This is a genomic window from Halorubrum sp. B52 (assembly GCF_059752555.1).
Map to the genome: position 1 here is coordinate 78317 of NZ_MWTG01000009.1, position 24191 is coordinate 102507.

At 68.3% G+C, this 24191-nt stretch carries 22 protein-coding genes; 6 read left to right on the forward strand and 16 right to left on the reverse strand.

Annotation, left to right across the window (positions count from 1 at the left end; all coding sequences use genetic code 11):
• Positions 1 to 6: 6 nt before the first annotated feature.
• From B4V04_RS09030 to B4V04_RS09045, 4 genes are all read right to left on the reverse strand, one after another.
• Positions 7 to 4068, reverse strand: coding sequence for a beta strand repeat-containing protein (locus B4V04_RS09030; protein WP_498230987.1), 4062 nt, complete (start codon positions 4066 to 4068; stop codon positions 7 to 9).
• A gap of 100 nt (positions 4069 to 4168) precedes the next feature.
• Positions 4169 to 4342, reverse strand: coding sequence for a hypothetical protein (locus B4V04_RS09035; RefSeq protein WP_498232466.1), 174 nt, complete (start codon positions 4340 to 4342; stop codon positions 4169 to 4171).
• 425 nt (positions 4343 to 4767) lie between these two features.
• A complete protein-coding gene (locus B4V04_RS09040; RefSeq protein ID WP_144798408.1) occupies positions 4768 to 5067 on the reverse strand; it encodes a helix-turn-helix domain-containing protein in 300 nt (99 codons plus the stop codon).
• An 84-nt stretch (positions 5068 to 5151) separates the two neighbouring features.
• Positions 5152 to 5424 (reverse strand): DUF8103 family protein, encoded by a 273-nt coding sequence (locus B4V04_RS09045; RefSeq protein ID WP_498230989.1) that lies wholly within the window; start codon positions 5422 to 5424, stop codon positions 5152 to 5154.
• Positions 5425 to 5797: 373 nt separating this feature from the next.
• On the opposite strand from B4V04_RS09045, the gene B4V04_RS09050 reads away from it, so the two are divergent.
• Entirely contained in the window at positions 5798 to 5995 is a 198-nt protein-coding gene (locus B4V04_RS09050) for a hypothetical protein (RefSeq protein WP_498230991.1), read from the forward strand.
• Between the two features lie 39 nt (positions 5996 to 6034).
• Here the strand turns inward: B4V04_RS09050 and B4V04_RS09055 are convergent, their stop codons facing one another.
• The 6 genes from B4V04_RS09055 to B4V04_RS09080 form a co-directional block, all read right to left on the reverse strand.
• A complete protein-coding gene (locus B4V04_RS09055; RefSeq protein WP_498230993.1) occupies positions 6035 to 6691 on the reverse strand; it encodes a lactate utilization protein in 657 nt (218 codons plus the stop codon).
• Between the two features lie 421 nt (positions 6692 to 7112).
• Positions 7113 to 8765 (reverse strand): thermosome subunit alpha, encoded by a 1653-nt coding sequence (thsA, locus tag B4V04_RS09060; protein WP_498232449.1) that lies wholly within the window; start codon positions 8763 to 8765, stop codon positions 7113 to 7115.
• A gap of 503 nt (positions 8766 to 9268) precedes the next feature.
• Positions 9269 to 9811, reverse strand: coding sequence for a KH domain-containing protein (locus B4V04_RS09065; protein ID WP_144798404.1), 543 nt, complete (start codon positions 9809 to 9811; stop codon positions 9269 to 9271).
• A gap of 103 nt (positions 9812 to 9914) precedes the next feature.
• On the reverse strand, positions 9915 to 10877 hold the full coding sequence (gene rio1, locus B4V04_RS09070; protein WP_498230995.1) for a serine/threonine-protein kinase Rio1: 963 nt from the start codon (positions 10875 to 10877) through the stop codon (positions 9915 to 9917).
• Between the two features lie 85 nt (positions 10878 to 10962).
• Positions 10963 to 11511: a Holliday junction resolvase Hjc gene (hjc, locus tag B4V04_RS09075; RefSeq protein WP_498230997.1), complete on the reverse strand. Its 549-nt coding sequence runs from the start codon at positions 11509 to 11511 to the stop codon at positions 10963 to 10965.
• Positions 11512 to 11599: 88 nt separating this feature from the next.
• A complete protein-coding gene (locus tag B4V04_RS09080) occupies positions 11600 to 12130 on the reverse strand; it encodes an NADPH-dependent FMN reductase (protein ID WP_498230999.1) in 531 nt (176 codons plus the stop codon).
• A gap of 112 nt (positions 12131 to 12242) precedes the next feature.
• On the opposite strand from B4V04_RS09080, the gene B4V04_RS09085 reads away from it, so the two are divergent.
• From B4V04_RS09085 to B4V04_RS09095, 3 genes are all read left to right on the forward strand, one after another.
• Positions 12243 to 13622, forward strand: coding sequence for a phosphoglucomutase/phosphomannomutase family protein (locus B4V04_RS09085; RefSeq protein ID WP_498231001.1), 1380 nt, complete (start codon positions 12243 to 12245; stop codon positions 13620 to 13622).
• A gap of 161 nt (positions 13623 to 13783) precedes the next feature.
• Positions 13784 to 14074 (forward strand): hypothetical protein, encoded by a 291-nt coding sequence (locus B4V04_RS09090; protein WP_498231003.1) that lies wholly within the window; start codon positions 13784 to 13786, stop codon positions 14072 to 14074.
• 61 nt (positions 14075 to 14135) lie between these two features.
• Positions 14136 to 14879, forward strand: coding sequence for a DNA polymerase sliding clamp (locus tag B4V04_RS09095; RefSeq protein WP_498231005.1), 744 nt, complete (start codon positions 14136 to 14138; stop codon positions 14877 to 14879).
• Between the two features lie 45 nt (positions 14880 to 14924).
• On the opposite strand, the gene B4V04_RS09100 is transcribed toward B4V04_RS09095, so the two are convergent.
• The 3 genes from B4V04_RS09100 to B4V04_RS09110 form a co-directional block, all read right to left on the reverse strand.
• Positions 14925 to 16724 carry a histidine kinase N-terminal 7TM domain-containing protein gene (locus tag B4V04_RS09100; protein ID WP_498231007.1) on the reverse strand — a complete coding sequence of 600 codons (1800 nt, stop codon included), beginning with the start codon at positions 16722 to 16724 and terminating at the stop codon, positions 14925 to 14927.
• Positions 16725 to 16798: 74 nt separating this feature from the next.
• The gene (locus B4V04_RS09105) at positions 16799 to 18208 is read right to left on the reverse strand and encodes an MFS transporter (RefSeq protein ID WP_498231009.1); all 1410 of its coding nucleotides are present in this window, start codon (positions 18206 to 18208) and stop codon (positions 16799 to 16801) included.
• 34 nt (positions 18209 to 18242) lie between these two features.
• Positions 18243 to 18836, reverse strand: coding sequence for a DUF7474 family protein (locus B4V04_RS09110; protein WP_498231011.1), 594 nt, complete (start codon positions 18834 to 18836; stop codon positions 18243 to 18245).
• Between the two features lie 153 nt (positions 18837 to 18989).
• On the opposite strand from B4V04_RS09110, the gene mdh reads away from it, so the two are divergent.
• On the forward strand, positions 18990 to 19904 hold the full coding sequence (gene mdh / locus B4V04_RS09115) for a malate dehydrogenase (protein WP_498231013.1): 915 nt from the start codon (positions 18990 to 18992) through the stop codon (positions 19902 to 19904).
• A gap of 472 nt (positions 19905 to 20376) precedes the next feature.
• On the opposite strand, the gene B4V04_RS09120 is transcribed toward mdh, so the two are convergent.
• Together B4V04_RS09120 and larE are read right to left on the reverse strand one after the other, a co-directional pair.
• Positions 20377 to 20580, reverse strand: a complete 204-nt coding sequence (locus B4V04_RS09120; RefSeq protein WP_498231015.1) for a hypothetical protein — start codon at positions 20578 to 20580, stop codon at positions 20377 to 20379.
• Between the two features lie 99 nt (positions 20581 to 20679).
• Positions 20680 to 21627, reverse strand: a complete 948-nt coding sequence (gene larE / locus B4V04_RS09125) for an ATP-dependent sacrificial sulfur transferase LarE (protein WP_498231017.1) — start codon at positions 21625 to 21627, stop codon at positions 20680 to 20682.
• 135 nt (positions 21628 to 21762) lie between these two features.
• Between larE and B4V04_RS09130 the strand changes: the two genes are divergently transcribed.
• Positions 21763 to 23757 carry a MutS-related protein gene (locus tag B4V04_RS09130; protein ID WP_498231019.1) on the forward strand — a complete coding sequence of 665 codons (1995 nt, stop codon included), beginning with the start codon at positions 21763 to 21765 and terminating at the stop codon, positions 23755 to 23757.
• A gap of 37 nt (positions 23758 to 23794) precedes the next feature.
• Here B4V04_RS09130 and B4V04_RS09135 read toward each other — a convergent pair whose 3' ends face one another.
• Entirely contained in the window at positions 23795 to 24175 is a 381-nt protein-coding gene (locus tag B4V04_RS09135) for a RidA family protein (RefSeq protein ID WP_498231021.1), read from the reverse strand.
• Positions 24176 to 24191: the final 16 nt, after the last annotated feature.

The following is a 24191-nucleotide window of genomic DNA, read 5'->3' on the forward strand; positions in this document are numbered from 1 at the left end:
GTGCTACTATGCGACAGTGAATTCAGTTGTAGACGTTTCTGCTGAATTACCAGCATTGTCATCCACGTCAACTGTCACAGTAATCGTCTCACCACTGTCGTAGGGTGTCGTATCGACGGTGAGTTCTCCTGTGTCCGCGTTGAAGGTAACTGCATCATTACCGGTTCCAACGCCGGATAGCGAGTTGTCAGTAGTCGAGTCGCCGTCACTAACGCTCACAACGATCGAACCCTCGTCAATGCCCGATCCAGAATCAGAAAGCGTTGCAGTGTAAGCCGTATCGGTACTGACACTGGTACCTGTCGGACTTTCCTCGGAGATACTCGGTGCAACACCATCGAGTTCAATCTGTGCCGACTTGGTATCGTTCACGTTGTTGACTGCGTCAGTCGCAGTGATGCTGACCGTGGCAGTACCTTCAGAGTCGACCGTCGTCTCGGCCGAAGAGATTGTGGTACTGTACGTGTCAGTATCGCCATCTTGAGTCAGCGTGACCGTACCAGCACCAAAGTCACTTGCGTCAGCCGTGACAGTGTCGAGGCTCGCGTCAGTGACAGTTGCGGACACAGTAACATCCTCGCCGTCAGTGACGATACTGTCCCCACTACTGTCACTCACTGAGACACCAGAGACCGACGGCGCAGTCGAGTCGACTGCGACCGCACTACCCGAAGCGAAGCCGGTGTTACCGTCCACGTCCGTCGCGTCGACGAAGATCTCGTAGGTTGCACCGGGTGTCGCGTCGGCAGTGAAGTCGACCGTCGCGGTAGCGTCGTAGACGCCGTCGTCATCTCCGTCGGTGAGCTCGACGTTACCGATTCCGAGCTCGCCCTCCACGTTCGCGTTGACCTGCTCAACGATCGCGTCGTGATCGACTTCCGCGGAGATGTCGACTTCCTCACCCTGCGTGAGTTCGCCGTCGTCGTCCGTCATCTGGACGTTGCCGACGACAGGCCGTTCACTGACCGTGCCGCCGTAGTTCACGGGCGCGTGGACGCTCTCCGCGTTGGAGAAGACCCAGTAGCCCTGACCGGGGTCGAGCTGCGTGACCTGCGTGCCGGAGTAGCCGCGCTCGACGTCGTAGGTGGCGCCGGTACCGTCGAGGTACGCGAGCGCCTGGCCGACGGACTGGCTACCCTCCTGGTAGTGACCGATCAGGTTCCAGCCCTCGTCGATCTGCTGCGACTGCGGCGCCTGCTGCGACTCGCTCGGCACGTTCTCGGCGTTGAGGGCGATGGTCGTATCCTCGGTCGCGTTCACGACGTAGCCCTGCCCGCCTTCGAGCGCGCTGAAGTCGTTCACGTCGGACGACTCGCTGACGTTGTGCATCTGCCAGTCGCCGTCTTCGTACGCCCAGATGGTCTCGATGTCGCCGTTGATCTCGACGTCGTCGATCGCAACGGAACCGGTCTCGGCCGGGATCGACATCACGTTGATGCCCGCTTCGAGACCCTGAATCGAGGTGTAGATGCCCGTTTCAGTCGTCTCGGAGTTGTCGGAGTTGCTGGTGCCGAATGCGTCGTCGACGCCGGTCGCGTCGACCGTCACGTTCGGCTTGTCAGCAGTCTGGAACTCCTCGTCGAAGGTGAGGAACGCGGCTCCAGACTCCGTGGTTTCGAGGTACCATTCGGAACTGTCTACGCTCGCCGAGGTGCCCTCGACGGATACCGCGTCCGTATTAAGCGAATTGACAGGCTCGTCGAAGAGGACCTGAACGGTCAGTCCGCTACTGTCGCCGTCAACGACTGCGGCATTGACGACACTCGGCTCAGTGTTGTCGACCGTGAAGTCGGCGCTGGTCAGGTCAGGCGTGACCGTCTGTGCGCCGTCTGCCGCGTCGTCAACGGTGACGTTGAAGTTGCCGTCACGGAGTTCGGGCACGTTCGCGGTGTAGGTATACGGACCGTCACCCGACACCGTAAAGTCGTCACGTGTGAGCGCGACGGACTCAGGCGCGACGTACTCGTCGTTGTCCTGTACCGTCACGTTCAGTTCGTCGAGGTCAGCGCGGTTGGACTCGACGGTGATCTCGGACGGGTTCTCAGATTCGTCAGTCGCGACGTTATTGATCTCGAGGCGATCGACCTGAATGTCGACCGTCGCGGTCTCTCCGCCAGCGCTGGCTTCGAGCGTGACGATGTCGCCGTCGTCGTAGTCGTTCGCGTCGAAGACGAGGTCGTCACCGGTGACCTCGTCCGTACCCTGATCGACTGCTTGGTCCACACCGCTGACGTAGTACGTAACGTCAGACTCGTCGCCGCTGTAGTCGAAGACGTCCGTCGAGAGGTTGAACTGGCCGTCAACCGGGACCTCGTAGTTCCCAGACGGCTTCGTCACCGTCTGATCGCTCGACACGTGGTTGTACGTGCCTGCGAGGAAGCCACTCTGGACGGTCACGTCGTCACCGTTGTTCAGCGTGACGGGAACCAGTGCAACATCTTCGTTGCCTGCATCGTCCGTCACGATCACACCGAGGGTGTGTGTGCCGTCGGGTAGGTCACGAGTGTCGAGGTCGTCAGCTTCGCTGGTAATGTCGACTGCCGCAGCCGACTCGCCGCCGACCCACACCTGAACGCTCTGTCCGTTGACATCGTCAGTACTCGCGATGAACGACGAAACGTTCACGTAGCCACTGAGATCCTGGGTCGGCTCGTTAAGGCTGACCGAGGGGCCGTCAGTGTCGATCACGAAGCTGGTCTGACTATCGGCTCCGTCGGGGTTGATCAGACCGTTCCCGGCAACGTCCTGCGCGCTGGTGACGTTGACGATCGCGGAGTCGTTCTCGACTGCACCGTACGAATCGAGATCGAGTACCGCTTCAGCTTCGTCGGAGTTCTCCGTTGCGGTGAACGTGAGCGTTTCCTGAGTCGTTCCGTCGATGTTCACATCGGCGGAAACCTCGCTGGCATCGACATCTTCGCCGAAAGTGACGGTCAGTGTGGGGTCATCCGACTGCGAGTTGAGCACGCTTTCGGAGAGCACCACGTCATTCGCCGTGATCTGGCTCAGATCGACTTCGAAGTTGTACGTTTCCGTGTGGGTGTTTCCGGCGTCATCGGTCGCGGAAACGTCCACACTGTACTCGTCGTCGGCCAGCGAGGGAACGTCGCTCGAACCGGGCACGATGGTGAATTCGTTGGACGAGTTATCGTACTCGTCGTCTTCGTAGTCGAAGGACGCGCTGGTTTGCCCGTTGATGTCAAGCGAGACCGTCGAGTCGTCGATCTGCCGATCAGCCGAGGGTGACAGCGACACGCTGATCGTCTCGTTCTCATCGTTGGTCAGTGCCGGGGAGTTGAACTGAGAGGTTGGACCGTTCTGGTCCACCTCGAAGGCGTACGAGGACGTGTTGGTGTTGTCGGCTCGATCTGTTGCCGAAACCTCCACGTTGACCGTCCCTTCTTGCAGTTCCGGAACCTCAGTACCGGGGCTAATGGTTAACTCACCGGTACTGGTGTCATAGTTCACACCGTCTGCGGTGTCGGAGCCCGGATTGATCTTGTAGGTGTTGATGTTCCCGTTGTTGTCGATGTCAACGGAAATGGAGAGATCACCGTTCGCCGTGTCACCGTCGACGTCGGAGATGTCCAGATTGATCGTCTCCGTCTGGCTGTTGATCACGTCGCCGTCAACCGGACTAGTGGGCGTAACTGTCGGCTCGGCGTCGTCCACTGTCAGGGTTCCAACCGAGCTATCCACACCGTCTTCCGTATCGTTGATGTAGATATCGAAGTCACCGTCGGATAGGCCGAGGTCACTGACGGCGAATTCGGTGCTCCAGGATTCCGTATCGGAGACGTCGCTGTCAGAGATCGGGCTGCTGCCAACCTGATCCCCGCTCTGATTGAGCGCGATGACTTCGAGACTGTTCCCGTCTGCGTTTGCGTTGATCCCTTCGATCGTTACCGTCGCGTCAGACTGAACGTACGTATCGCTCAGACTACCGCCATCAGGTGCGGCTGCCGCGGCACTCCCCGCAAGCGCGACGGAACCCCCCACCATGGAGAGCACCATCACGAGCGAGAAGAAGACCGCTTGCGCCTTCTTCCGGTTGTTACCGTCTGTCATGTAGTGTGTGTGTAATCTGTCGTCTGCGTGTCGGTCGTCGCGCGATTCGCCTCGGTCGTTCGGGTCACGACGGGTACGTCGCGGGCGTCGGATCCTCGTGTCATCCGTCGAGTCCGTAGTAGTCGACGAGGACCTCCTCGAGCTTCTCGGAGACGTTGGCGCCGTCCGCCACGGCGTCCGAACGTACCTCCCGCCAGACCTCGCGGTCCAACTCGATCGTCGTCCGCGTCAGGTCCGCGGTGTCGTCCCCGCTGTTGTCGTCTGTCATCGCCACTGATGTGCAATCACCTCGCTCTGTACTCCGCCATCGCGTTCGAGTAACCACTTCACGTTGCAGTTGTCACATTTCCTAGCTAACCACTTATATCTACCGTCAGTATATGCTGTTGCTAACTACCGGCAAAATCACCGGACGTGGCGGTCGTCACCGATCGACGAAGCCGTCGCTCGATCTCCGCCAAACCCGCGAAAAAAGCTGTTTTAAGCGACTGTTAACGCTGTTTCCCTCCGACAGCAGACGGCGAATCCGGTCGCGTCGCGCGCGTCGCGCGGACACGCCTCCGATCAAAATGAGATATGCTATCGGTATCTATCGGTGTCCCTGTCGACCCGAGCTCGTCGCTCGTCGTGTGGCGTTTTCGGTACGCGACGCGACCGCGTCTCACTCGCCGTCCGTTCCCGCGCGACCCAGACCGACGCTCACTCCTCGGCGTGTTCCGCCAGCTTGCGCTCGATCAGCGCCTCGAAGTCGACGTCGTCGTCCTCGTACTCCGCCCGGTGGCTCGCCGCGATCCGTCCCTTCTCCGTGATCTCGTACAGCCCGCTGTTCGGCGCCGGCCCGACGCGGTCCAGCAGCCCGTAATCGGCCAACACCGGGAGACGGGTGTTGACGTAAGACCGGTTCTTGTCGAGATGGGCAGCGATGTTGATGGCGTTGTTGCGCCTCCCGTTCGAGAGGATCTGTAAGATCTCGAAATCCGTGGGGACAGTCAGCCGCATCACATGATAACCGACGTGGTCCTATTTATATCCTTATGAACAAAGAGGCATGACGTGTAAACTATACACGCCGGGATCGTTCTCTCAGTCGGCGCCCTCGACGACAAGCTCGCGCGCGACCCTGAGATCTTCCAGCGCGCGCTCGTGGTGCGTGATCGCCTGCGAGAGACACCGCTCCATGTGCTGGTCGTCGAGGTCGAACTCGTCGTGGGTGACGTACAGGAGGTAGCGTTCGAGCGACGTGTTCGTGTTCGCCTGCGCGTCCATCAGCGACTTGACGACGGCCCAGTCGAGCTCGGGAGCGTCCCCGTCCGCGCTCATCAACTCCTCGCCGGTTTGTCCCAGCGTGTGATCCATTGATTCAGATTTGCAACTAAATTCATATATAGCTTTTGAACTGATAGTTTCACTAACTATTCTCGTTAATGTTGGCTTATTTTCTCGTATTTTGCCGCGTGAACGCAGATACGTCCGCTCATGTATCGATCGTGTGCTCCGAAATCCGCGCGCGGCCCGATTCCGATCACGGCTGTGATATACCGATAGTATCTAAATATTAATTAACCTTTTCATGGTGTCATATCCGTCCAGATCCACGACGCTGCGCATGTGTCCCAAATCGAGGGGATACGTCGGTGTTGACCGTGTGGTAGCCGGCTATTAACAAATCTATATACCATCGGTATATACCATCAAAACAACTAATACGCGTCGCTCGGTGGCAGTAGGTATGATCGGAGGTTGCTTCCGGGACGCTCGGGGAGACGACGGCTCCGTGCCCGACGACGACCCGCCGAACGGACGGCGGGTAGCGCTCTTCGACCGCTGCCGAACGGATCGGGCGAGCGTCAACGGAAAAGTCCGGTACGTGTTGCTCGGAGCGATGGGTGTCATCGGGACCGCGATCGTCGCGAACGTGATGTTCTGACGGTCGCGACGGGGCGCGGACTCGGACGACCGCCGGGATTCAGTACCCGAGCTGCTCCCGCACGAGGACGACCGTCGTCCGACCCTCCTCGGCCTCCTGCCGGTAGATGAGCTGTTTCGCGATCGACGACTCGACCCCGTACGCCTCCTGTGCGCGCTCGTTCTCCAGCGGGTACGCGACCGACTCCAGCCGGTCGAGCGCGTCGTCGAGGGTGGGAACGATCTTGTTCACGCCGCTGACGATGACCACGTTGCCGGCGGCGAACGGGTACGCCCCGACCCGGCTGCCGGAGAGGTCGGCGGCGACGAGCTCGCCCGTCTCCGCGATCGCGTTGATCCCGCCGAGGAAGTAGTCCGCCGTCTGGGCCTTCCGGCGCGCGGCCTGTCGCTCGTCGTCGTCGTCGATACCCCAGATCTCGTCCGGGAGGCTCTCCCACTCGTGGTCGCCCTCGCTCAGGAGGTCGTCGAAGCCGATCTCCTCGAGGGTCGTCGAGTGGCCGTTCATCACGGACGCGCCCGCGGGGATCTGCGCTTCGACCGCCTCCAGCGCCTCGTCCGCGGAGTCGACGACGACGACGTCGAACCCGTTGGCCTCGAGGTTCGCGACCGCCGCTTCGACGGTCTCGTCGTCGGGGAGTTGGTCGAGCGCGTCGTCGATCGCCGTGTCGTCTGCGTAGTCGGCTTTCTGCTGTGGCATGGTGAAGTGAACGCGAATCGGGACCGCGGTGCGCCTCTCCGTGGCCGAGTCCACGTCGAGAGCGGCCGGGGCCCGTCTCGTGTTCGATCCGAGGAGCGGACGACACTTAACGGCTCGCGAACCCTCGTGTCGGGTGGTGACACCGGTGTTATCGTCGTGTCGGCGGAGCGACCGCTCGGCTCGTGACGGGTGGGACGAACGGGTCGGCATCGCGAGCGACGAGCCGCCGGCTCCGCGGTCGGTCGTCGATAAAAATCGCGCGTCGTCGAGGCCCGAAGGGGGCGCGCGACGGTCGGTCGGGAGGCGATACGGCGTCGACGTCAGGTCTGAACGGATGGGGCGTGTGAGTTCTCGCCGAACTTCACACCTCGCGGGTCGCGTGCGCTCCCCGCTCGGTATCGAGGTTCTGAAAGAACCTCGCTTACATCGCGCCGCCCATACCGCCCATGCCGCCCATGCCGCCGCCCATTCCGCCGGGCGCGCCGCCGGGGCCGCCCTCGTCGCCGCCGTCGTCGGAGCCGCCGCCCTTGAGGTCGCCGGCCGCGATGACGTCGTCGATGCGGAGGATCATGACGGCCGCCTCGGTGGCGGACTCGATGGCCTGGGTCTTGACGCGGAGCGGCTCCACGACGCCTTCGGCCTCCATGTCGATCACGTCGCCCGTGTAGGCGTCGAGACCGGCGCCGAACTCGCCGCCGTCGTGGCGGGAGCGGAGGTCGACCAGCGAGTCGATGGGGTCGAGACCCGCGTTCTCGGCGAGGGTGCGCGGGACGACTTCCAGCGCGTCGGCGAACGCCTCGACGGCGAGCTGCTCGCGGCCGCCGACGGAGTCGGCGAAGTCGCGGAGCTGCAGCGCGAGCTCGGCCTCGGGGGCGCCGCCGCCGGGCAGGACCTGCCCGTCGAGCAGCGTCGTGCGGACGACGCCGAGCGAGTCCTCGATGGCGCGCTCGACCTCGTCGACGACGTGTTCGGTGCCGCCGCGGAGGATGAGGGTGACGGACTTCGCCTCTTCGACGTCCTCGACGAAGATGCGCTCGTCGCCGCCGATGTCCTTCTGGGCGACGGAGCCGGCGAAGCCGAGGTCGTCCGACTCGATGTCGTCGAGGTTGGAGACGACGCGGCCGCCGGTCGCGCGGGCGAGGCGGTTCAGGTCGCCGGACTTCGCGCGGCGGACGGCGAGGATGCCCTCCTGCGCGAGGTAGTGCTGGGCCATGTCGTCGATACCGTCACCGACGAAGACGACGTCGGCGCCGATGTCGACGAGGTGGTCGACCATCTCGCGGAGCTGCGCTTCCTCCTGGTCGAGGAACTGCTGGAGCTGGTCGGGGTCGGTGACGTTGACCTCGGCGTCGATCTCCGTCTCCTTCACTTCGATGGCGCCGTCGAACAGCGCCACGTCCGCGTCCTCGACGGCGAAGGGCATGTTCTCGTCGACGCGCTCCTTGTCGACGATGACGCCCTCGACGAGCTCGGACTGGTCGATCGAGCTGCCGACGACCTTCTCGACGGAGACGTTCTCCGTGTCGATGCCGTCGTCGTCCTTGACCGCGAGGACGGAGTCGACGACGAGCTCGGCGAGGAGGTCCTTCGCGTTCTCGGCGCCCTTGCCCGTCATCGCCGTCTGGGCGATCTCGACGAGCGTGTCGTAGTCGTCCTCGGAGACCTCGATGGCGTCCTCCTCGAGGATCTCCTTGGCCTTCTCGGCGGCCTGACGGTACCCCTGCGCGAGGGTCGTCGCGTGGATGTCCTGGTCGAGGAGCTCCTCGGCCTGGTCGAGGAGCTCACCGGCGACCACGACCGCGGAGGTGGTGCCGTCGCCGACCTCCTCCTCCTGCGTCTCGCTTACCTCGACGATCATGTTGGCCGCCGGGTGGTCGATGTCCATCTCCTTCAGGATGGTGACGCCGTCGTTCGTAACGACGACGGACCCGCCGGAGTCGACGAGCATCTTGTCCATCCCTTTCGGGCCGAGCGTGGTGCGGACGGACTCCGCGACCGCCTTGCCGGCCGTGATGTTCATGTTCTGAGCGTCCTTTCCGGAAGTTCGCTGCGACTCCTCAGAAAGTACGATCATGGGCTGATTGCCCATCCGCTGGCGCTGTGACATTACAACCTCTGATTGTTTGTGATTCTATATAAACCCTTCGTTCAGGTCGTGCGAAACCGCACCACGGTGGCCGGTATTCGCCCGGTATGTGGCTCGTTATCACGGGTGTTTATATAGAACACCAAACCGTGGGCCGGGGCGTTGCTATTTATATAGGAACGCGGTGGCGCGTGCCGACGAGCGGCCAGAAGCCGCGAGTCGCACGCGCGAGGGAGATCGCGAACGGAGTGAGCGACGAGGCTGGGGAGGCCTGAGGTGCGGTGCCGTGCGGAGCAGGACTCAAAGGGGCAGGCGTGAGGGCGCAGCAAGGACCGCAACGAGAGAGCGAGTGAAACGAGCGACCGAGTGAGGACCGCAGCAAGCCGCGCGAGCCCTCGCGCCTGGGCTTTGCCGGTCTTCACCGCATCGTCGGTAACAGATGCATATAAACAAATAACGACGCCAACCGCGACACCGAGGAACGCGTTCGATTACCCCGGCGCGTTGAAGCTCACGTCGTCGTCGAGTTCGTTCGACATCCGTTCCAGGTACGAGTACACCGCGCCGTGGGGGGCGCCGTCCAGTAGCATCCCGACGGCCCGACGCACCACTTCCAGCTCCTCGGGCTGGCCGACGGCGCCCACCGTCGACCCGTACACGACGACGTTCGCGCCCGACAGCTCCTCCAACAGCTCCCGAGTCCGGCCGTTCTCGCCGATGATCCGGCCTTTCTTGCGCTGGAGGTCGTTGTCGTTCCGGGTGTGCTCCGAGAGGTCGATCAGGTCGAGCGTCCGGAGGTCGTGGTCGAGGATCGACAGCGCCGTCTCCGGCGTGAACCCCCGCCCGATCGCCTTGATCACGTCCGGCGCGACCATCGCGGCCACGGGGTCGTCGCGCTCCTCGATGGCGACGCTGCCCGACTCCGAGTCGACGTCGATCCGCACGTTCGCCCGCTCTTCGATCTCCCGCATCGTCTCGCCGCCGGCGCCGATGACGACGCCGATACGGTCCTGCGGAACCGTCACGTGTTGCATACGTCGGAATACCCGGCGAAGCCTTTTAAGCGTGTCCGCCGGCTTCGGGTGTGTGGTCGCGTGACGGGGGATACTCGGCGGTTCAGCGCCGAAGCGCTGAGATCTACTCGCTTGACTCGGTGCCAGCGTCCGCGTCCCGCTCCGGTTCCCCGCTCGGGTCCGGCTCCGGTTCCGTCACGTACGCGCGGAGGTCGTCGGGGTCGACGTCGATCCCCTCCCGGGTGAAGAAGGTCGCCACGTTCTCGCAGTCCCGCTGGAGGAACTCCCCGGCGTTCGGGTGGTGGACCGTCACGGCCTGCCCGAGGTCGATGATCACCAGTTCGCCGTCGTGGATGATCATGTTGTACTCCGAGAGGTCGCCGTGGATCAGGCCGGCGCGGTAGAGCCGGCGCATGTACTCGCGGACGACCTCGTAGGCGGTCTCCGGGTTCTCCACGTCGACCTCGCTCAGCCGCCGGGCGCGGTCCTCGGCGTGACCGACCAGCTCCATCACGAGGACGTTCCGCTGGACCGCGATCGGCTCGGGGACGCGCACGCCGGCCTTGCGCGCGCGCTCGAGGTTCGCGAACTCCTTGCGGGTCCACGCCAGCACGACCGCCTTCTTGTCGCTCGCGATCCCCTCGAATCGCGGGTCGCCCTCGAGGTAGTCGCGCATCTGCCGGAAGTTCGAGGAGTTGATCCGGTACACCTTCACGGCGACCTCGCGCTCCGGCGTGACGCCCTCCGGCCCGCCGCCAGCGGCCTCGGAGCCGGGCTCCGGTCGCTCGCCCGCCTGTCCGCCGAGCGCCTCGAAGACGCTCGCCTCCTTCCCGGTCGACACCGGCCCGCCGAAGGCGTCGACGTAGCCGTCCTGCACGAGCTTGTACACCGCCGCCAGCGTCGCGTCGTCGAACACCGACTCCTGGAGCTTGAACTGCTCGGTGTCTTTGATCCGCTTGCGGAACTCGTCGAACTCCCGGTCCTGCCGGCGGGCGATCCGGTCCGCCTCCGTGTCGGAGACGTCCAGCTGTTCCCACTCGTCGCCGGGCTGGTCGTCGGGCTCGAGCAGGACGAACTCCTCGCTCATTCGCGTGGGAGTTCGGCGCCGCGAGGGATAAGCGAGTGGGTCCGGGGGCGCCGACTTGAGCGCGGGCCGCCGTCTCCCGGACCGCTCACAGCACGTCGAGCGCGTCCTCGACCGGCATGTGTCCGTCCCGGACCGCCGTCAGGATCTCCCGCCGCTCTTCGAGTTCGGGGTCGACCCCGTCGTCGCCGTCGGCGCCGGCGCCCACCTCGCCGAGCGTCACCTTCTCGGTCTCGCCGACGAACTCGGGGAAGTCGGTGCCGTCGGCGAGCGCCTTCTCCTTCTTCACGCGGTACGACCCCGCGTCGGTGGTGTACAGGTCGCCCGGGTGGAAGAAGTACCAGTCCTCGCGGTCGAACCGCACCGCGATCCGCGCCTTCGCGCCGAAGTTCCGCGCGAAGAACAGCAACGCCTCCACCTCCTCGCCGGTGAGGTAGATGGGGTCGCCCGCGCTCGACTTCGCCTCGATGGCGTAGAACGTCTCGCCGTCGCCGGCGAGCACGTCGGGGAGCTCCCGCTCCGTCGCGGCGCCGCTGGCCGGCGCGCGCATCACGGCGAAGCCGGCCTCGTCGAGGGCGTTCACCAGCTCGCGCTCGCGGCGGTCGCCCTTCCGGTTAGCGGACACGGTCGTCGTCACCCGGTTCGGTCATGGGCGCCGTAGGCGCGAGGCGGTCAAAAGGGCGGCGGGTCGGTGTCGGGGAGGCGAGAGCGCTGCCGCTACCGCACTACCGCCGCAGCCGCGCCGCGTGCTCCGTGACGACTCGGCCGAGCCGCTCCGTGCGCCGCCGAACGTCGTCGTCGCGGATCCCCGTCTCGTCGACGACGCCCGACGCCCCGCGGATCCCGACCTCGTGGGGGACGGTCCAGGCGTGGACGTTCCGGAACGTCGACCGGAGGTGTTCGAGCGTCCCGCCGTAGGAGCCGCCGCCGGCGGTCGCCAGCAGGCCGACCGCGGTGTTCTCGTACTCCGTGGAGCCGCAGAAGTCGTGGAAGTTCTTGAACGTCGACGAGTAGGAGCCGCGGTAGACGGGGGTCCCGGCGATCACGCCGTCGGCCTCGCGCACCCGCCGCGTCAGCGCCTCGCTGTCGCCCTGCGCGTCCTCGTCCGGGTGGTACAGCGGGAGGTCGACCTTGCCGAGGTCGATCATTCCGGTCTCGGCGCCGGCGTCCGCGGCCGCGTCGAGCGCGACTTCCAGCGCGGCCCGCGTGGTGCTGTCCGCGCTCCGGCTGCCGGAGACGGCGACGATTCGGGTCATGCCCGTCCTTCGACCCGCGCGCGCAAAAGCGCGGCGAGTCCCGGTCGGAGCGCCCCCGCAAGGTTCGCGACCGGCACCGGACCTTATTGTCCCCGCCGCCGACGTGACTCGCATGGACGAGATCTCCTTCGGCACGGACGGCTGGCGGGCGACGCTCGACACGTTCACCGACGAGCGCGTGCGGATCGTGGGGCAGGCGGTCGCCGACCACCTCGACGCGGCGGGCCGCGAGGAGCCGGTCGCGGTCGGCTACGACGCCCGCGAGACCTCGGAGGGGTTCGCCGAGAGCCTCGCCGAGGTGCTCGCCGGCAACGGCTTCGACGTCATCCTCCCCGAGCGCGACGCGCCGACGCCGGTGATCGCGTACGCCATCGTCGACCGCGGGCTCGCCGGCGCCTGCATGGTCACCGCCTCGCACAACCCGCCCGAGTACAACGGCGTGAAGTTCATCCCGCACGACGGCGCGCCCGCGCTCCCGGACGTGACCGAGGACGTGGTCGACAGACTCGCGGAGCCCGATCTCCTCCCCGAGGCCGAGCGCGGGGATATCTCCCGCGTCGACCTCGTCTCCGCCCACGCGGACGCGGCCCGCGAGCTCGTGGGCGCGGATCTCGACGGGCTCACGGTCGCGTACGACGCGATGCACGGGAGCGGCCGCGGCGTGACCGACGCGCTCCTCGAGTCCGCCGGCGCCGAGGTCGTCCGCCTGCGCTGCGAGCGCGACGTGACGTTCGGCGGCGACTCCCCCGAGCCCTCCGCCGAGCACCTCGAGGCGCTCGCGGACCGCGTCACCGATCCCGACAGCGACGTCGACCTCGGGATCGCCAACGACGGCGACGCCGATCGGATCGCGGTCGTCACCCCCGAGCGCGGCGTGCTCGACGCGAACCTCTTCTACGCCGCCTGCTACGACCGCCTCCTGGAGGACGACTCCGGGCCCGCCGTCAGGACCGTCTCCACGACGTTCCTCGTCGACCGCATCGCCGAGGCGCACGGCGAGGCGGTGTACGAGACGCCGGTCGGCTTCAAGTGGGTCGCCGAGGCGATGGGGGAGCACGACGCGCTGTTCGGCGGCGAGGAGTCCGGCGGGTTCACCCTCCGCGGCCACGTCCGCGAGAAGGACGGCGTGTTGATGTCGCTGCTCGCCGCGGGCACCCACGCCGCGGAGCCGTTCGACGAGCGCGTGGACCGCCTGCTCGACGAGCACGGGCACATCGCGGCCGGGAAGGTGTCGCTCGACTGCCCGGACGACCGCAAGGAGGGCGTCCTCGACGAGCTGGAAGACCACATCCCCGAGTCGGTCCGCGGCTCCCCCGTCGCGAAGGTCGTCACGCTCGACGGGTTCAAGCTCCTCCTGGAGAACGGCTCGTGGCTACTTGTGCGCCCCTCCGGCACCGAGCCGAAGCTCCGGGTGTACGCCGAGGCCGACAGCGACGAGGCGGTCGACGGGCTGCTCGCCGAGGGCCGCGAGATCGTCGAGCCGCTGATCTGAGCGGGCCGCCGAGGGCGCCCGACCCGGCGCGGCCGACTCCCCGCGGCGGGCCGACTCCCCGCGGCGGGCCGACGACTTTCAGTTCCACCTTGGATTCGGCTCGAATATTTATAAATTAACCCCGTACCGTCGTGTGCGGCCGCCCTCCGGCCGCGAGTCACATGCACGACGAGCTACCCGCGCCCCTGACGACGGAACCGATCGCCGAATCGGAGACCGAGCACAGCGACGACCGGCGGGATCGCGACGACGACTCGCGCGAGCGCGACGACGAATCTCCCGCGACCGGGTCGGCGCCGCCTCGGTCCCGGGACGGGGTCGATCCGCCCGACGATCCGGACGCGGACGACGGCGACGAGGAGCCCCTCGCGTACCGGCTCGAGCGGCTCCGCCTATGGCGGGCGCTGGCGACGCTCGCGGTCGTCGTCGCCCGCCTCATCCGGTCGCTTTGAGCGTTTCCGTGGCGGTCCGATCGGGTGCCTTTTTAGGTGATACCGCCCTAGCCGAACGTATATGTTCAAGGCCATCGTGGGCGCGTCGACGTTTCAGGACGCGCTCGATTCGGTGAGCGTGCTGGTCGACGAGTGTAAGATCCGCCTGAACGAGGAGGAGCTCTCGATCCGCGCCGTCGACCCCGCCAACGTGGGTATGGTCGACCTGACGCTCGAAGCCGCGGCGTTCGAGTCGTACGAGGCCGACGGCGGCGTCATCGGCGTCAACCTCGCCCGCTTGGAGGACATCGCCGGCATGGCCAACTCCGGCGACCTGATCCACCTCGAACTCGACGAGGAGACCCGCAAGCTCCACATCGAGATCGACGGCCTCTCTTACACCCTCGCGCTCATCGACCCCGACTCCATCCGCCAGGAGCCGGACATCCCGGACCTCGACCTGGCCGCCGAGATCGTCGTCGAGGGCGCCCAGATCGACCGCGGGATCAAGGCCGCGGACATGGTCTCGGACCACATCCGCCTCCGCGTCGACGAGACCGACGAGGCGTTCTTCATCGAGGCCGAGGGCGACACCGACGACGTCGACCTCGAGCTCACCCGCGAGGACCTCATCGCGCTCACCGCCGGGCCCGCCGACTCCCTGTTCAGCCTCGACTACCTGAAGGACATGAACAAGGCGATCCCCGGCGACGCCGAGGTCACCATCGAGCTCGGGGAGGAGTTCCCGGTCAAGCTCCACTACGGCTTCGCGGAGGGGCTCGGGCACGCAACGTATATGTTAGCACCCCGCATCCAGAGCGACTGAAGCGGCCGAAAGCGACATTTCTGGACGCTCGCCGGACGCGGTTTCTCACTCCGCTTTCACGACCGGGATCGACACCGTCACGGTCGTCCCCCGCGGCTCGCGCTCGGCGTAGTCGACGTCGGCGCCGACCGCCGCGGCGCCCCACGCGGCGACCCACAGCCCCAGCCCGGAGCCGTGTTCCAGCGCGGTCTCTCGCCCGGATTCGACGGCCTCGATCTCGTGGTCGGGGATCCCGGTGCCGTCGTCGGCGACGGTGAGGCGGAACCGGGCGGGGCCGTCCGTTTCTCCTCCCCCGCCGTCCTCCCGCTCGAGCGTCACCCGGATCCACGGACCGCCGTCCGCGCGCTCGACGCCCTCGCCGTCGTGGTGGACGACGGCGTTCTCGACGGTGTTCTCGACGACCGCGCGGAGCGCGTCGGCCCTGACGCGGGTGGTCCAGTCCCGGGCGCTCCCGTCGTCTCCCGCCTCCGGGTCCCGCTCCGCGTCGAACTCGACGACCGCGTCGGACTCTCGTTCGCGCGTCTCAGCGACGACGCCCTCGACGAGCTCGTCGACGGCGACCGCGCTCGCCGTCCCGTCGGCGAGGAGTCGCTCGACGGTGCCGGCCTTCTCCCCGAGCGCGGCCAGCGCGCCCGACCGCCGCTCGATCGCGTCGGCCATCCGGGCCAGCTCGGGGTCCTCCAGGCGGTCGGCGAGCAGATCGCCGTAGCCGTGGACGACGCCGGCGTCGTTCCGCAGGTTGTGCCGGAGCACGCGGTTCAACACCTCCAGCTGCTGCCGGCGCCGCTCCCGCTCCGTCACGTCGGAGAAGACGACCGTGTAGCCGACGCGGGTCCCGCTGGGGTCGGTCAGCGGCGAGGTCGACACCGCGTACGTGCGGCGCTCGGCGCCGGCTCCGGCGTCGACCTCGACCGTCTCGCGGGCGCCGCCCTCCTCGCCCTCGCCGTCTTCCCCGCCCGTCCCCACCGGGAGGTCGAGGAACGCGTCCAGCGGGCGGTCGCGGGCGGTCTCGGCGTCGACGCCGAGCAGCGCCTCGGCCGCGGGGTTGAGCCGAACGACGCGCCGGTCGAGCGCGAGCGCGACGATCGGGTCCGCGAGGTCGTCGATCGCGGTGCGCTCGGCGGCGCGGCTGGTCGTCGGGTTTCGGTCGAACATCTCCGCGCGGTCGAACGCGTACGCGTCCAGCAGCACGTGCGGGACGAACATCAGGGGGGCGAGCTGGAGCTGCGGCACCGGTCCGAGCTCCAGCGTCCACGCGACGAGCGCGAGCCCCGGCGGCAGCGAGCTCAGCGCGACCGCGGCGCTCTCCCGGCGGTACAGCGGGCCGTAGCTGAGCAGGGTGTCGACGAGCAGGAAGACGGCGCTGGCGACGAGCACGGTCTCGACGGCGACGACGAGGTACGCCCAGGGGCCGAGCGCGTACGAGACCGTCGCGACGCCGAACGCGGGGTCGAATCCGAACCCGGTCCAGTACGCGCCGTGAAGCGGATTCGTGGCGAGGAGGGCCGTCGAGAGGAGCCCGAAGCCGACGACCGCGGCGAAGAGGCGGCTCCGGACCACGTCGCTCCGGCCGGTGTACTCCAGCGCGAAGCCGAGGAAGGCGATCCCGGTCCAGACGATCCCGAGCCACGTCGTCGCCTCCAGGACCGCCCGGAGCGTCGGGTCCGCGACGAGGAGGCCGAGGCCGTACGAGAGACACCACGTCGCCTGCGCGGCGAACACGCCGAGGAACCAGTCGACCCCCGGGCGACCCCGGTGTTCGCGGATCGCCAGCGCGAGGCCGAGCGCCCCCGCCCCGCCGGCGAGCGAGCCGACGGCGGGCCACGCGGGAACGAGGTCGAGCATCTGTCGGTCACGAGGGAGACGCGCGGCGTAAAGCTATCGCGGCGGGTCTCGCCTCCCGCTCGCCTCGTCCCCGCTCACCTCGCCGACCGTCCGAACGCGACCGCCACGGGCACGAGGAGGAGCGCGCCGATCAGGAACGGCGACGCGACGGCGACGGTGTAGAGGACCGCCATCAGCGGCGGGCCGACGGTCCGGCCGAGGCTCGACGCGCCCTGCGTCACCCCGAAGGCGGCCCCCTGCTCGGCGTCGTCGGCCGACGCGGAGACGAGCGTCGCGAGCGAGACGTTCACGAGCGCGTTCCCGAGCGAGAGCGCAGCGAGCGCGGCGAGCAGCGCGACGAGCGGGAGCGTGAGCCACGCCGGTCCGCCGAGAGCGACGTCCCCCAGCGACCGGTCGACGAGCCCGGTCGCGGGGATGGCGACGAGCGCGCCGCCGAGGACGACCGACCCGGCTGCGACGAGCGTCCGCGAGGGGACGACCCGCGAGAGCCGCCCGACGAGGACGCCCTGGTTCACTGCGCCGAGGACGCCGACGTAGGTGAGCAGGAACGCCGCCGCGGTCGCGTCGTAGCCGAACGCGTCCGCGACGTACGGGATGAACATCACCTGCACGCCCGCGAACGCGACGGCGACGACGAAGTACGCGACCGTCAGCGGCCGGAGCGCGACGGAGGCGAGCGCGTCGCGGAACTGACCGATCGCGGTCGTCCGCCCGGCCCGGGCGCCGTTCGCACCCGCGGCCGGTCGCGTCCGCTTCGGCTCCTCCAAGAAGGCGGCCCCCACGCCGACCGCGAGGAAGCTCATCCCCGCCGCCGCGAAGCTCGGCAGGGAGTACGCCGTCGCCGGGACGAACGCCGGGAAGAGGGCGTCGGCGCGGGCCACAACTGGGTCGGCGGCGAGCAGGCCGCCGATCGCCGGGCCGAAGACGAAGCCGAGCGCGAACGAGGCGCCGACGAGCCCGAGCGCGCCCGCCCGCCGGTCCCGGGGCGTGATGTCGGCGACGTACGCCTGCGCGGCGGCGATGTTGCCGCCCATCGCCCCGGCGAGCGTCCGCGAGGCGAACAGCGTCCCCAGCGCCGCGGCGGTCCCGAACCGCGCGCCCGACTCGCCAGCGTAGCCGAACGTCACCCACGCGACGCCGGCGGTCGCCAGCGACGCGAGGAGGACGGGTCGGCGCCCGATCCGGTCCGAGAGCCGGCCGAGCGTGGGCGCCGCGAGGAACTGCGCGAGCGAGTACGACGCCGCGAGCAGGCCGATGAAGGCGTCGCTGACGCCGAAGGATCTGACGTAAAACGGGAGGATGGGGATCACGATCCCGAAGCCGACGAGATCGATGAACACGACGCCGATCACGACCGCGAGCGCGCGCCGCGGGTTGGCGACGGCGGGGGGATGCGACGGGCCGTCGCCGTTTTCCGCCGCGACGTCGGCGTCGTCGAGGGCGTCGGCTTCGATCGACGCCGCGCCGGCCTCCGGGTGTGTCACGGTGGCGAGACGCCGCGGAGGAACTTAAACCGGGCTACAGGTGGCGCTCGATGACGCGCTTCGCGGACTGTCCCTTCTCCTTCCAGCCGTACCCCTCGTCGTACACGTGGCGCTTGGCGTCGACGAGCTCCTCGGGGGTCGACTCCTCGAAGCCGCCGCGGTCCCACGCGCCGGACTCGCGGAGCCACTCGATCACGTTCTCGCGGGTCTCGGGCCACGAGAGGCCGACCATCTCGTACCACGCCACCATCGCGAAGACGGCGTTGTCGTGGCAGCCCGGGACGGAGCCGTACTCGTAGACGGTCCGCATGGGGTCGCGGGTCGGCTCCGAGACGAGCTCCTTGAACTCGGCGGCGGTGAGCAGTCGGAGCCGGCCGTTCTCCTCGACGACCCGCTGTTCGCGCTCCAAGGCGTCGAGCGCGGCCTTGTGGAGCCCGCCCCACTCGCCGTGGACCGCCTCGCGCAGCGTGGACTCGGCCATCCCGTCGGGCTCGGCGGTGAGGACGGTCAGCAGGTCCGTGTACGCCTTCTCGATGGTCGGCCAGCTCACGCCCTCGAAGTCGCAGTCGGCGTCGTGGAGGCTGTTGGTCGTCCGGCAGCCGGGACACGGGTAGCGGAACGTCGGCACTGAGTGGGAGTGCGCGGCCGCGGGAGTTAGGGTTTTCGCGACGGCTCGGCGGGGTCACCGAGCGGCAGCGCCGGGGGCGACGCGCGACATCGGCACGCTCGATCACGAGGTTCCGAAACGTTTACTCGCCGGCCGGACGCGGTTTCAGACGGTATGACAAAAGTGAGCGTCATCGGTGCGGCGGGGACCGTCGGGGCCGCGGCCGGCTACAACCTCGCGCTGCGCGACGTCGTCGACGAGCTCGTCTTCGTCGACATCCCGGACCAGCGCGAGACGACGATCGGGCAGGCGGCCGACGCGAACCACGGGATCGCCTACGACTCGAACACGACCGTCCGGCAGGGCGAGTACGCGGACACCGCCGGCTCGGACGTCGTCGTGATCACGGCCGGGATCCCGCGGAAGGAGGGGCAGACCCGGATCGACCTGGCGGGCGACAACGCGCCCATCATGGAGGACATCGGCTCGTCGCTGGCCGAGCACAACGACGACTTCGTCACCGTCACCACCTCCAACCCGGTCGACCTGCTGAACCGCCACCTGTACGAGGCGGGCGACCGCGACCGCCACAAGGTGGTCGGCTTCGGCGGGCGGCTCGACTCCGCGCGCTTCCGCTACGTCCTCTCCGAGCGCTTCGACGCGCCCGTGAAGAACGTCGAGGCGACGATCCTCGGCGAGCACGGCGACGCGCAGGCGCCCGTCTTCTCGAAGGTTCGCGTGGACGGTCGCGACCCCAGCTTCGACGCCGACGAGAAAGAGGAGATCCTTGAGGACCTCCAGGAGTCGGCGATGGACGTGATCAGCCGGAAGGGCGCCACGCAGTGGGGCCCCGCCACCGGCGTCGCGCACACGGTCGAGGCCATCCTCAACGACACCGGCGAGGTGCTCCCCTGCTCGGTCGTGCTCGACGGCGAGTTCGGCTACGAGGACACCGCGCTCGGCGTCCCCGCGAAGCTCGGCTCGAACGGCGTCGAGGAGGTCGTCGAGTGGGACCTCGACGAGTACGAGGCCGACCTGCTCGACGAGGCCGCCGAGAAGCTCTCCGAGCAGTACGAGAAGATCGCCTGAGGAGCGCCGGACGCCGCGTTCGACGCCGCAGTCCCGATCTCGTTTTTTAATCGGCCCGCGGATTGTCGACTGTCGACTTTACTTATAAAAAGCGCCGAGCGACGGCGGCGATCGATCGGAGTTCAGGATTGCCGTGGCGCGTGCCGACGAGCGGCCACCGGCCGCGAGTCGCACGCGCGAGGGAGTCGGTCGCCGCAGGCGACCGACGAGGTTGGGGAGGTGTGAGGTGCTGTGCGGTGCGGTCGGGTGGGATTCAAAGGGGCAGTCGCCGGCGGCGTTGCCGCCGGCTGCCAGAGGCGCGAAGCGCCTCGCTGCCGCGAGGGCGAAGCACGCTGCCGAAAACACCGCAGCGAACGGAGTGAGCGAGGAGCGAACAAAGCGCGCGAGACCTCGCGGCTGGGGCTTTGGCGGTGTTTTCTGCCGATCCGTAACTGCCCGCATATAAACAATCGACTCCGGACTTCCGCTCCTCTTATTCGCCGTCGGCGTCCGCAAGGAACTCCACGTCGCCGGCGATGACCGCGCTCGCGATCACCGCCACGCCGACCGCCAGCGCGACGACGCTCGTCGTCAGCGCCACCGAGAGCGCGCTCCCGCCGACCGCGACGCCGACGAACGCGCCGACGGACCCGCCGACGCCGCCGGCGATGATCGCGAGCGTCTGTGCCTCGCTCATAGCTGTCGGTTCCTCAACACTCCTAATAAGCGTTCGCGTCGGGCTCTCACGGGTGATAACGCGGGTGGCTCCTCACCGCGGGCCGCACGCGTCCGCCGCTCAGCGCGGGTACTGTCGCCCGAGGTCGAGGTCGCCGCCCCCATCGCCGTCGCCGTCATCCCTCTCGTCTCCCTCGCCTGTCGCGCCTCCCTCGCCGTCCTCGTCGCCCGGACTCACGCTGCCGGTCCGGTAGCCGGCCATGTCGAGGGTGACGTAGTCGAACCCGAGGTCGGAGAGGTGCTCGTGGACCGCGTCGGCGAACGCGGGGTCAAGCGCGCGCTCCAGCTCGTCCGGGGCGATCTCGACGCGAGCGAGTCCGTCGTGGTCGCGGACGCGGAACCCCTCGAACCCCCATTCACGGAGCACCCGCTCGGCCTTCTCCACGCGAGTCAGCCGCGCCTCGGTCACCTCCAGCCCGGTCGGGATCCGCGAGGAGAGACACGCCATCGACGGCTTGTCGGCGACCGACAGGTCGTACGCCTCGGCGATCGCCCGCACCTCGTCTTTCGCGATCCCGGCGTCCAGCAGCGGCGAGAACACGTCCAGCTCCTCGACCGCGCGCAGGCCGGGGCGGTGCCCCTCGCCGGGGTCGTCGGCGTTGGTCCCGTCGCAGACGGTGCCGATACCCAGCTCCTTGGCCGCATCGTACATTCGGCCGAGCCGCATCGTCCGGCAGTGGTAACAGCGGTCGCCGTCGTTGGCGACGAAGTTCGGGTCGTCGAGCTCGGAGAAAGTGACCGTCTCGTGGCGGATCCCGATCTCGCTCGCGACTCGATTCGCGTCGTCGAGCTCCGCGGCCGGCAGGGTCTCGCTCCGTGCCGTGCACGCGACCGCGTCGTCGCCGAGGGCGTCGCGCGCGAGCGCGGCGACGACCGCGGAGTCGACGCCGCCCGAGAAGGCGACGAGGACCCCGTCGCGCTCGCCGAGGGCGTCGCGCGCGGCCGCCGCCTTCGCCGCCGTCTCCGGGTCGAGGTCGTCCCCGTCGACGGCGAGGGTGTGGTGGCTCATGGCCCCGCGTTCGGGGGCGGCGGGAAAAAGCGCGTCGGCCGCGGCTCGAAACCGATCCGCCGACCGGAATCCGCTCGTCCAGATCCGACGGCGACCCCCCATCCTTTTGCGCGTTGCCGCGATAGCCGCGAGTAGATGGAGCTGGAGGCGATCCCCGGCGTCGGGGCGAAGACGGCTGACGCGCTGCGCGAGCTCGACGACCCGGCCGGGACCGTCGAGTCGGGCGACGTCGCCGCGATCGCCCGCGCGCCCGGCGTCAACGAGGCCCGCGCGGCCCGGATCGCCCGCGGCGCGATCCGCCGGCGACACGGCGACGACGGCCGCGTGCTGGCGACCGACCGCGCCCGCGAGGTGTACCGGGAGGCGATCGACCTGCTGCGCGAGCGCACCGTCACCGACTACGCCGCCAAGCGCCTGGAGACGTTCTACCCGAGCGCCTCGGCCTCGCGGATCGAGGAGGCGCAGTCGTTCGTCGAGGCGGCGGTCGAGCGCGACCCCGACCCCGCGGTCCGCGAGGCGCTCGCGGGCGTCGAACCGCTGACGGATCCGCCGACGGTCCGGGTGCGCGACCGCTGCCTCGCGACCGCCGACGCCGAGACGCTCGCCCGCGCTGAGTCCGCGGTCCCGGAGCTCTCGGTCGAGACCGTCGAGGACGCGCGCGACGTCTCTGAGCTCGCCCGATCGTACGCGACCGTGATCGTGTTAGACGAGGAGTTCGCCGGCCTCGACGTCGAGGGCGACGTCCACGTCCGGCCGGACGCCCTCGACGAGCCCGCGGAGACCGTTCCCGAGCGCCTGCTCGCCTTCTTCGCCGCGAACCGCGAGCGGCTGGAGGCCGCCGCGGCGGTCCACGAGGCGGCGGCCCTCTCGCCCGCCGCGGACACGGACGCCCTCCGCGACGCCCTCGCGCGGCTCGACGACGACGGGACGATCGTCGGCGACGAGGAGCTGGCGCGGCTGACCGCCGCCGTCGACGACCTCGACGCCGCGGTGTCGACCGCGGAATCCGTCGCCGACGACCGCCTCAGGGAGGCGATCCGCGAGCGCGACGTGACCATCGAGGGGACCGACTTCCTCTCCTTAGTCGAGCAGGGCGCCCGCGTCGACTCGCTTCTGGACCGCGAGCTCGCCGACGAGTACGACGAGGCGATGGCCCGCGCCCGCGAACACCTCGCGGACGCGCTCCGCTTGGAGCCGGAGGAGGCGGAGCTCGCCGACCGCGTCTTCGGCGACGACCCCTCGTTCCCGGTCGACCACGACGAGAGCGCCGTCTCGCGGCTCCGCACCGAGCTCGCCGCGTCGCGCGACCGGCGGGCCGCCCGGCTGAAGGCGGAGCTGGCGAGCGACCTCGGCGACCTCCGCGAGCCGGTGGAGGCGCTCGTCCGCGACGCCCTCGAACTCGACGTCGAACTCGCGATCGCGCGGTTCGCCCGCGACTTCGACTGCGTCATGCCCGAGGTGGTCGGGCCGAACGCGGGCCCCGACGGCGACGCGGGCTTCCGGATCGAGGGCGGCCGCTCACCCCTCCTCGACGTCGACTTCGCCGACGCCGAGCCGGTCGACTACGCCGTGTCGGGCGCGACGCTCCTCTCCGGCGTCAACTCCGGCGGGAAGACGTCGACGCTCGACCTCGTGGCGCTCGTCGTCGTCCTCGCCCAGATGGGGATGCCCGTGCCCGCCGCGTCGGTGACCGTCGAGCGCTTCGAGGAGGTCCACTACTACGCGAAGTCGCAGGGGACCCTCGACGCGGGCGCGTTCGAGGCGACGCTGCGCGACTTCGGCGACCTCGTCGAGGGCGCCGACGGCCGGCTCGTCCTCGTCGACGAGCTGGAGTCGATCACGGAGCCCGGCGCCTCCGCGAAGATCATCGCCGGCATCCTGGAGGCGCTCGACGGCCAAGACGCGACCGCCGTCTTCGTCTCCCACCTCGCCCGCGAGATCCGCGACGCCGCCGACTTCGACGTCGCCGTCGACGGGATCGAGGCCGAGGGGCTCGTCGACGGCGAACTGCAGGTGAACCGCTCCCCGAAGAAGGGGCACCTCGCGCGGTCGACGCCGGAGCTCATCGTCGAGAAGCTCGCCGGCGACCGCGACACCGAATTCTACGGGGACCTGCTGGAGAAGTTCTGAGCCGGGGGCGTCTCTCCACCCCGGCGGTCGCTCGCCCTCAGTCGGAGTCGAGTTCGGCCGTGACCGTGATCTCGACGTCGAGCGGCGCGGGGAGCCGGGAGACCTCGACGCAGGTCCGCGCCGGGTACGGCTCCGAGAGGAACGACTGATACGCCTCGTTCACCGCGTCGTAGTCGTCCATGTCCGTGAGGTAGACGGTCGCCGACACGATCGCGTCCGAGGTGGTCCCGGCCGCCTCCAGGATCGCGGCGACGTTTTCGAGCGTCTGCGTCGTCTGTTCGGCCGCGGAGTCGGGAGCCTCGCCCGTGTCGGGGTCCACGCCCGTCTTCCCGGAGACGTGGACCGTGCCGCCGGAGACGATCCCCTGCGAGTACGGCCCGAGGGCCTCCGGCACGTCGTCTGTCGTGATCTCTCGCATCGCTCGGAGCGACGGC

Excerpts from the sequence above, each read along its gene's own strand:
- B4V04_RS09030 (WP_498230987.1), bottom strand. The coding sequence starts at position 4,068 with ATGACAGACGGTAACAACCGGAAGAAGGCGCAAGCGGTCTTCTTCTCG.
- B4V04_RS09040 (WP_144798408.1), bottom strand. The coding sequence starts at position 5,067 with ATGCGGCTGACTGTCCCCACGGATTTCGAGATCTTACAGATCCTCTCG.
- B4V04_RS09045 (WP_498230989.1), bottom strand. The coding sequence starts at position 5,424 with ATGGATCACACGCTGGGACAAACCGGCGAGGAGTTGATGAGCGCGGAC.
- B4V04_RS09050 (WP_498230991.1), top strand. The coding sequence starts at position 5,798 with ATGATCGGAGGTTGCTTCCGGGACGCTCGGGGAGACGACGGCTCCGTG.
- B4V04_RS09055 (WP_498230993.1), bottom strand. The coding sequence starts at position 6,691 with ATGCCACAGCAGAAAGCCGACTACGCAGACGACACGGCGATCGACGAC.
- thsA (WP_498232449.1), bottom strand. The coding sequence starts at position 8,765 with ATGATCGTACTTTCTGAGGAGTCGCAGCGAACTTCCGGAAAGGACGCT.
- B4V04_RS09065 (WP_144798404.1), bottom strand. The coding sequence starts at position 9,811 with ATGCAACACGTGACGGTTCCGCAGGACCGTATCGGCGTCGTCATCGGC.
- rio1 (WP_498230995.1), bottom strand. The coding sequence starts at position 10,877 with ATGAGCGAGGAGTTCGTCCTGCTCGAGCCCGACGACCAGCCCGGCGAC.
- B4V04_RS09080 (WP_498230999.1), bottom strand. The coding sequence starts at position 12,130 with ATGACCCGAATCGTCGCCGTCTCCGGCAGCCGGAGCGCGGACAGCACC.
- B4V04_RS09085 (WP_498231001.1), top strand. The coding sequence starts at position 12,243 with ATGGACGAGATCTCCTTCGGCACGGACGGCTGGCGGGCGACGCTCGAC.
- B4V04_RS09090 (WP_498231003.1), top strand. The coding sequence starts at position 13,784 with ATGCACGACGAGCTACCCGCGCCCCTGACGACGGAACCGATCGCCGAA.
- B4V04_RS09095 (WP_498231005.1), top strand. The coding sequence starts at position 14,136 with ATGTTCAAGGCCATCGTGGGCGCGTCGACGTTTCAGGACGCGCTCGAT.
- B4V04_RS09100 (WP_498231007.1), bottom strand. The coding sequence starts at position 16,724 with ATGCTCGACCTCGTTCCCGCGTGGCCCGCCGTCGGCTCGCTCGCCGGC.
- mdh (WP_498231013.1), top strand. The coding sequence starts at position 18,990 with ATGACAAAAGTGAGCGTCATCGGTGCGGCGGGGACCGTCGGGGCCGCG.
- B4V04_RS09120 (WP_498231015.1), bottom strand. The coding sequence starts at position 20,580 with ATGAGCGAGGCACAGACGCTCGCGATCATCGCCGGCGGCGTCGGCGGG.
- larE (WP_498231017.1), bottom strand. The coding sequence starts at position 21,627 with ATGAGCCACCACACCCTCGCCGTCGACGGGGACGACCTCGACCCGGAG.
- B4V04_RS09130 (WP_498231019.1), top strand. The coding sequence starts at position 21,763 with ATGGAGCTGGAGGCGATCCCCGGCGTCGGGGCGAAGACGGCTGACGCG.
- B4V04_RS09135 (WP_498231021.1), bottom strand. The coding sequence starts at position 24,175 with ATGCGAGAGATCACGACAGACGACGTGCCGGAGGCCCTCGGGCCGTAC.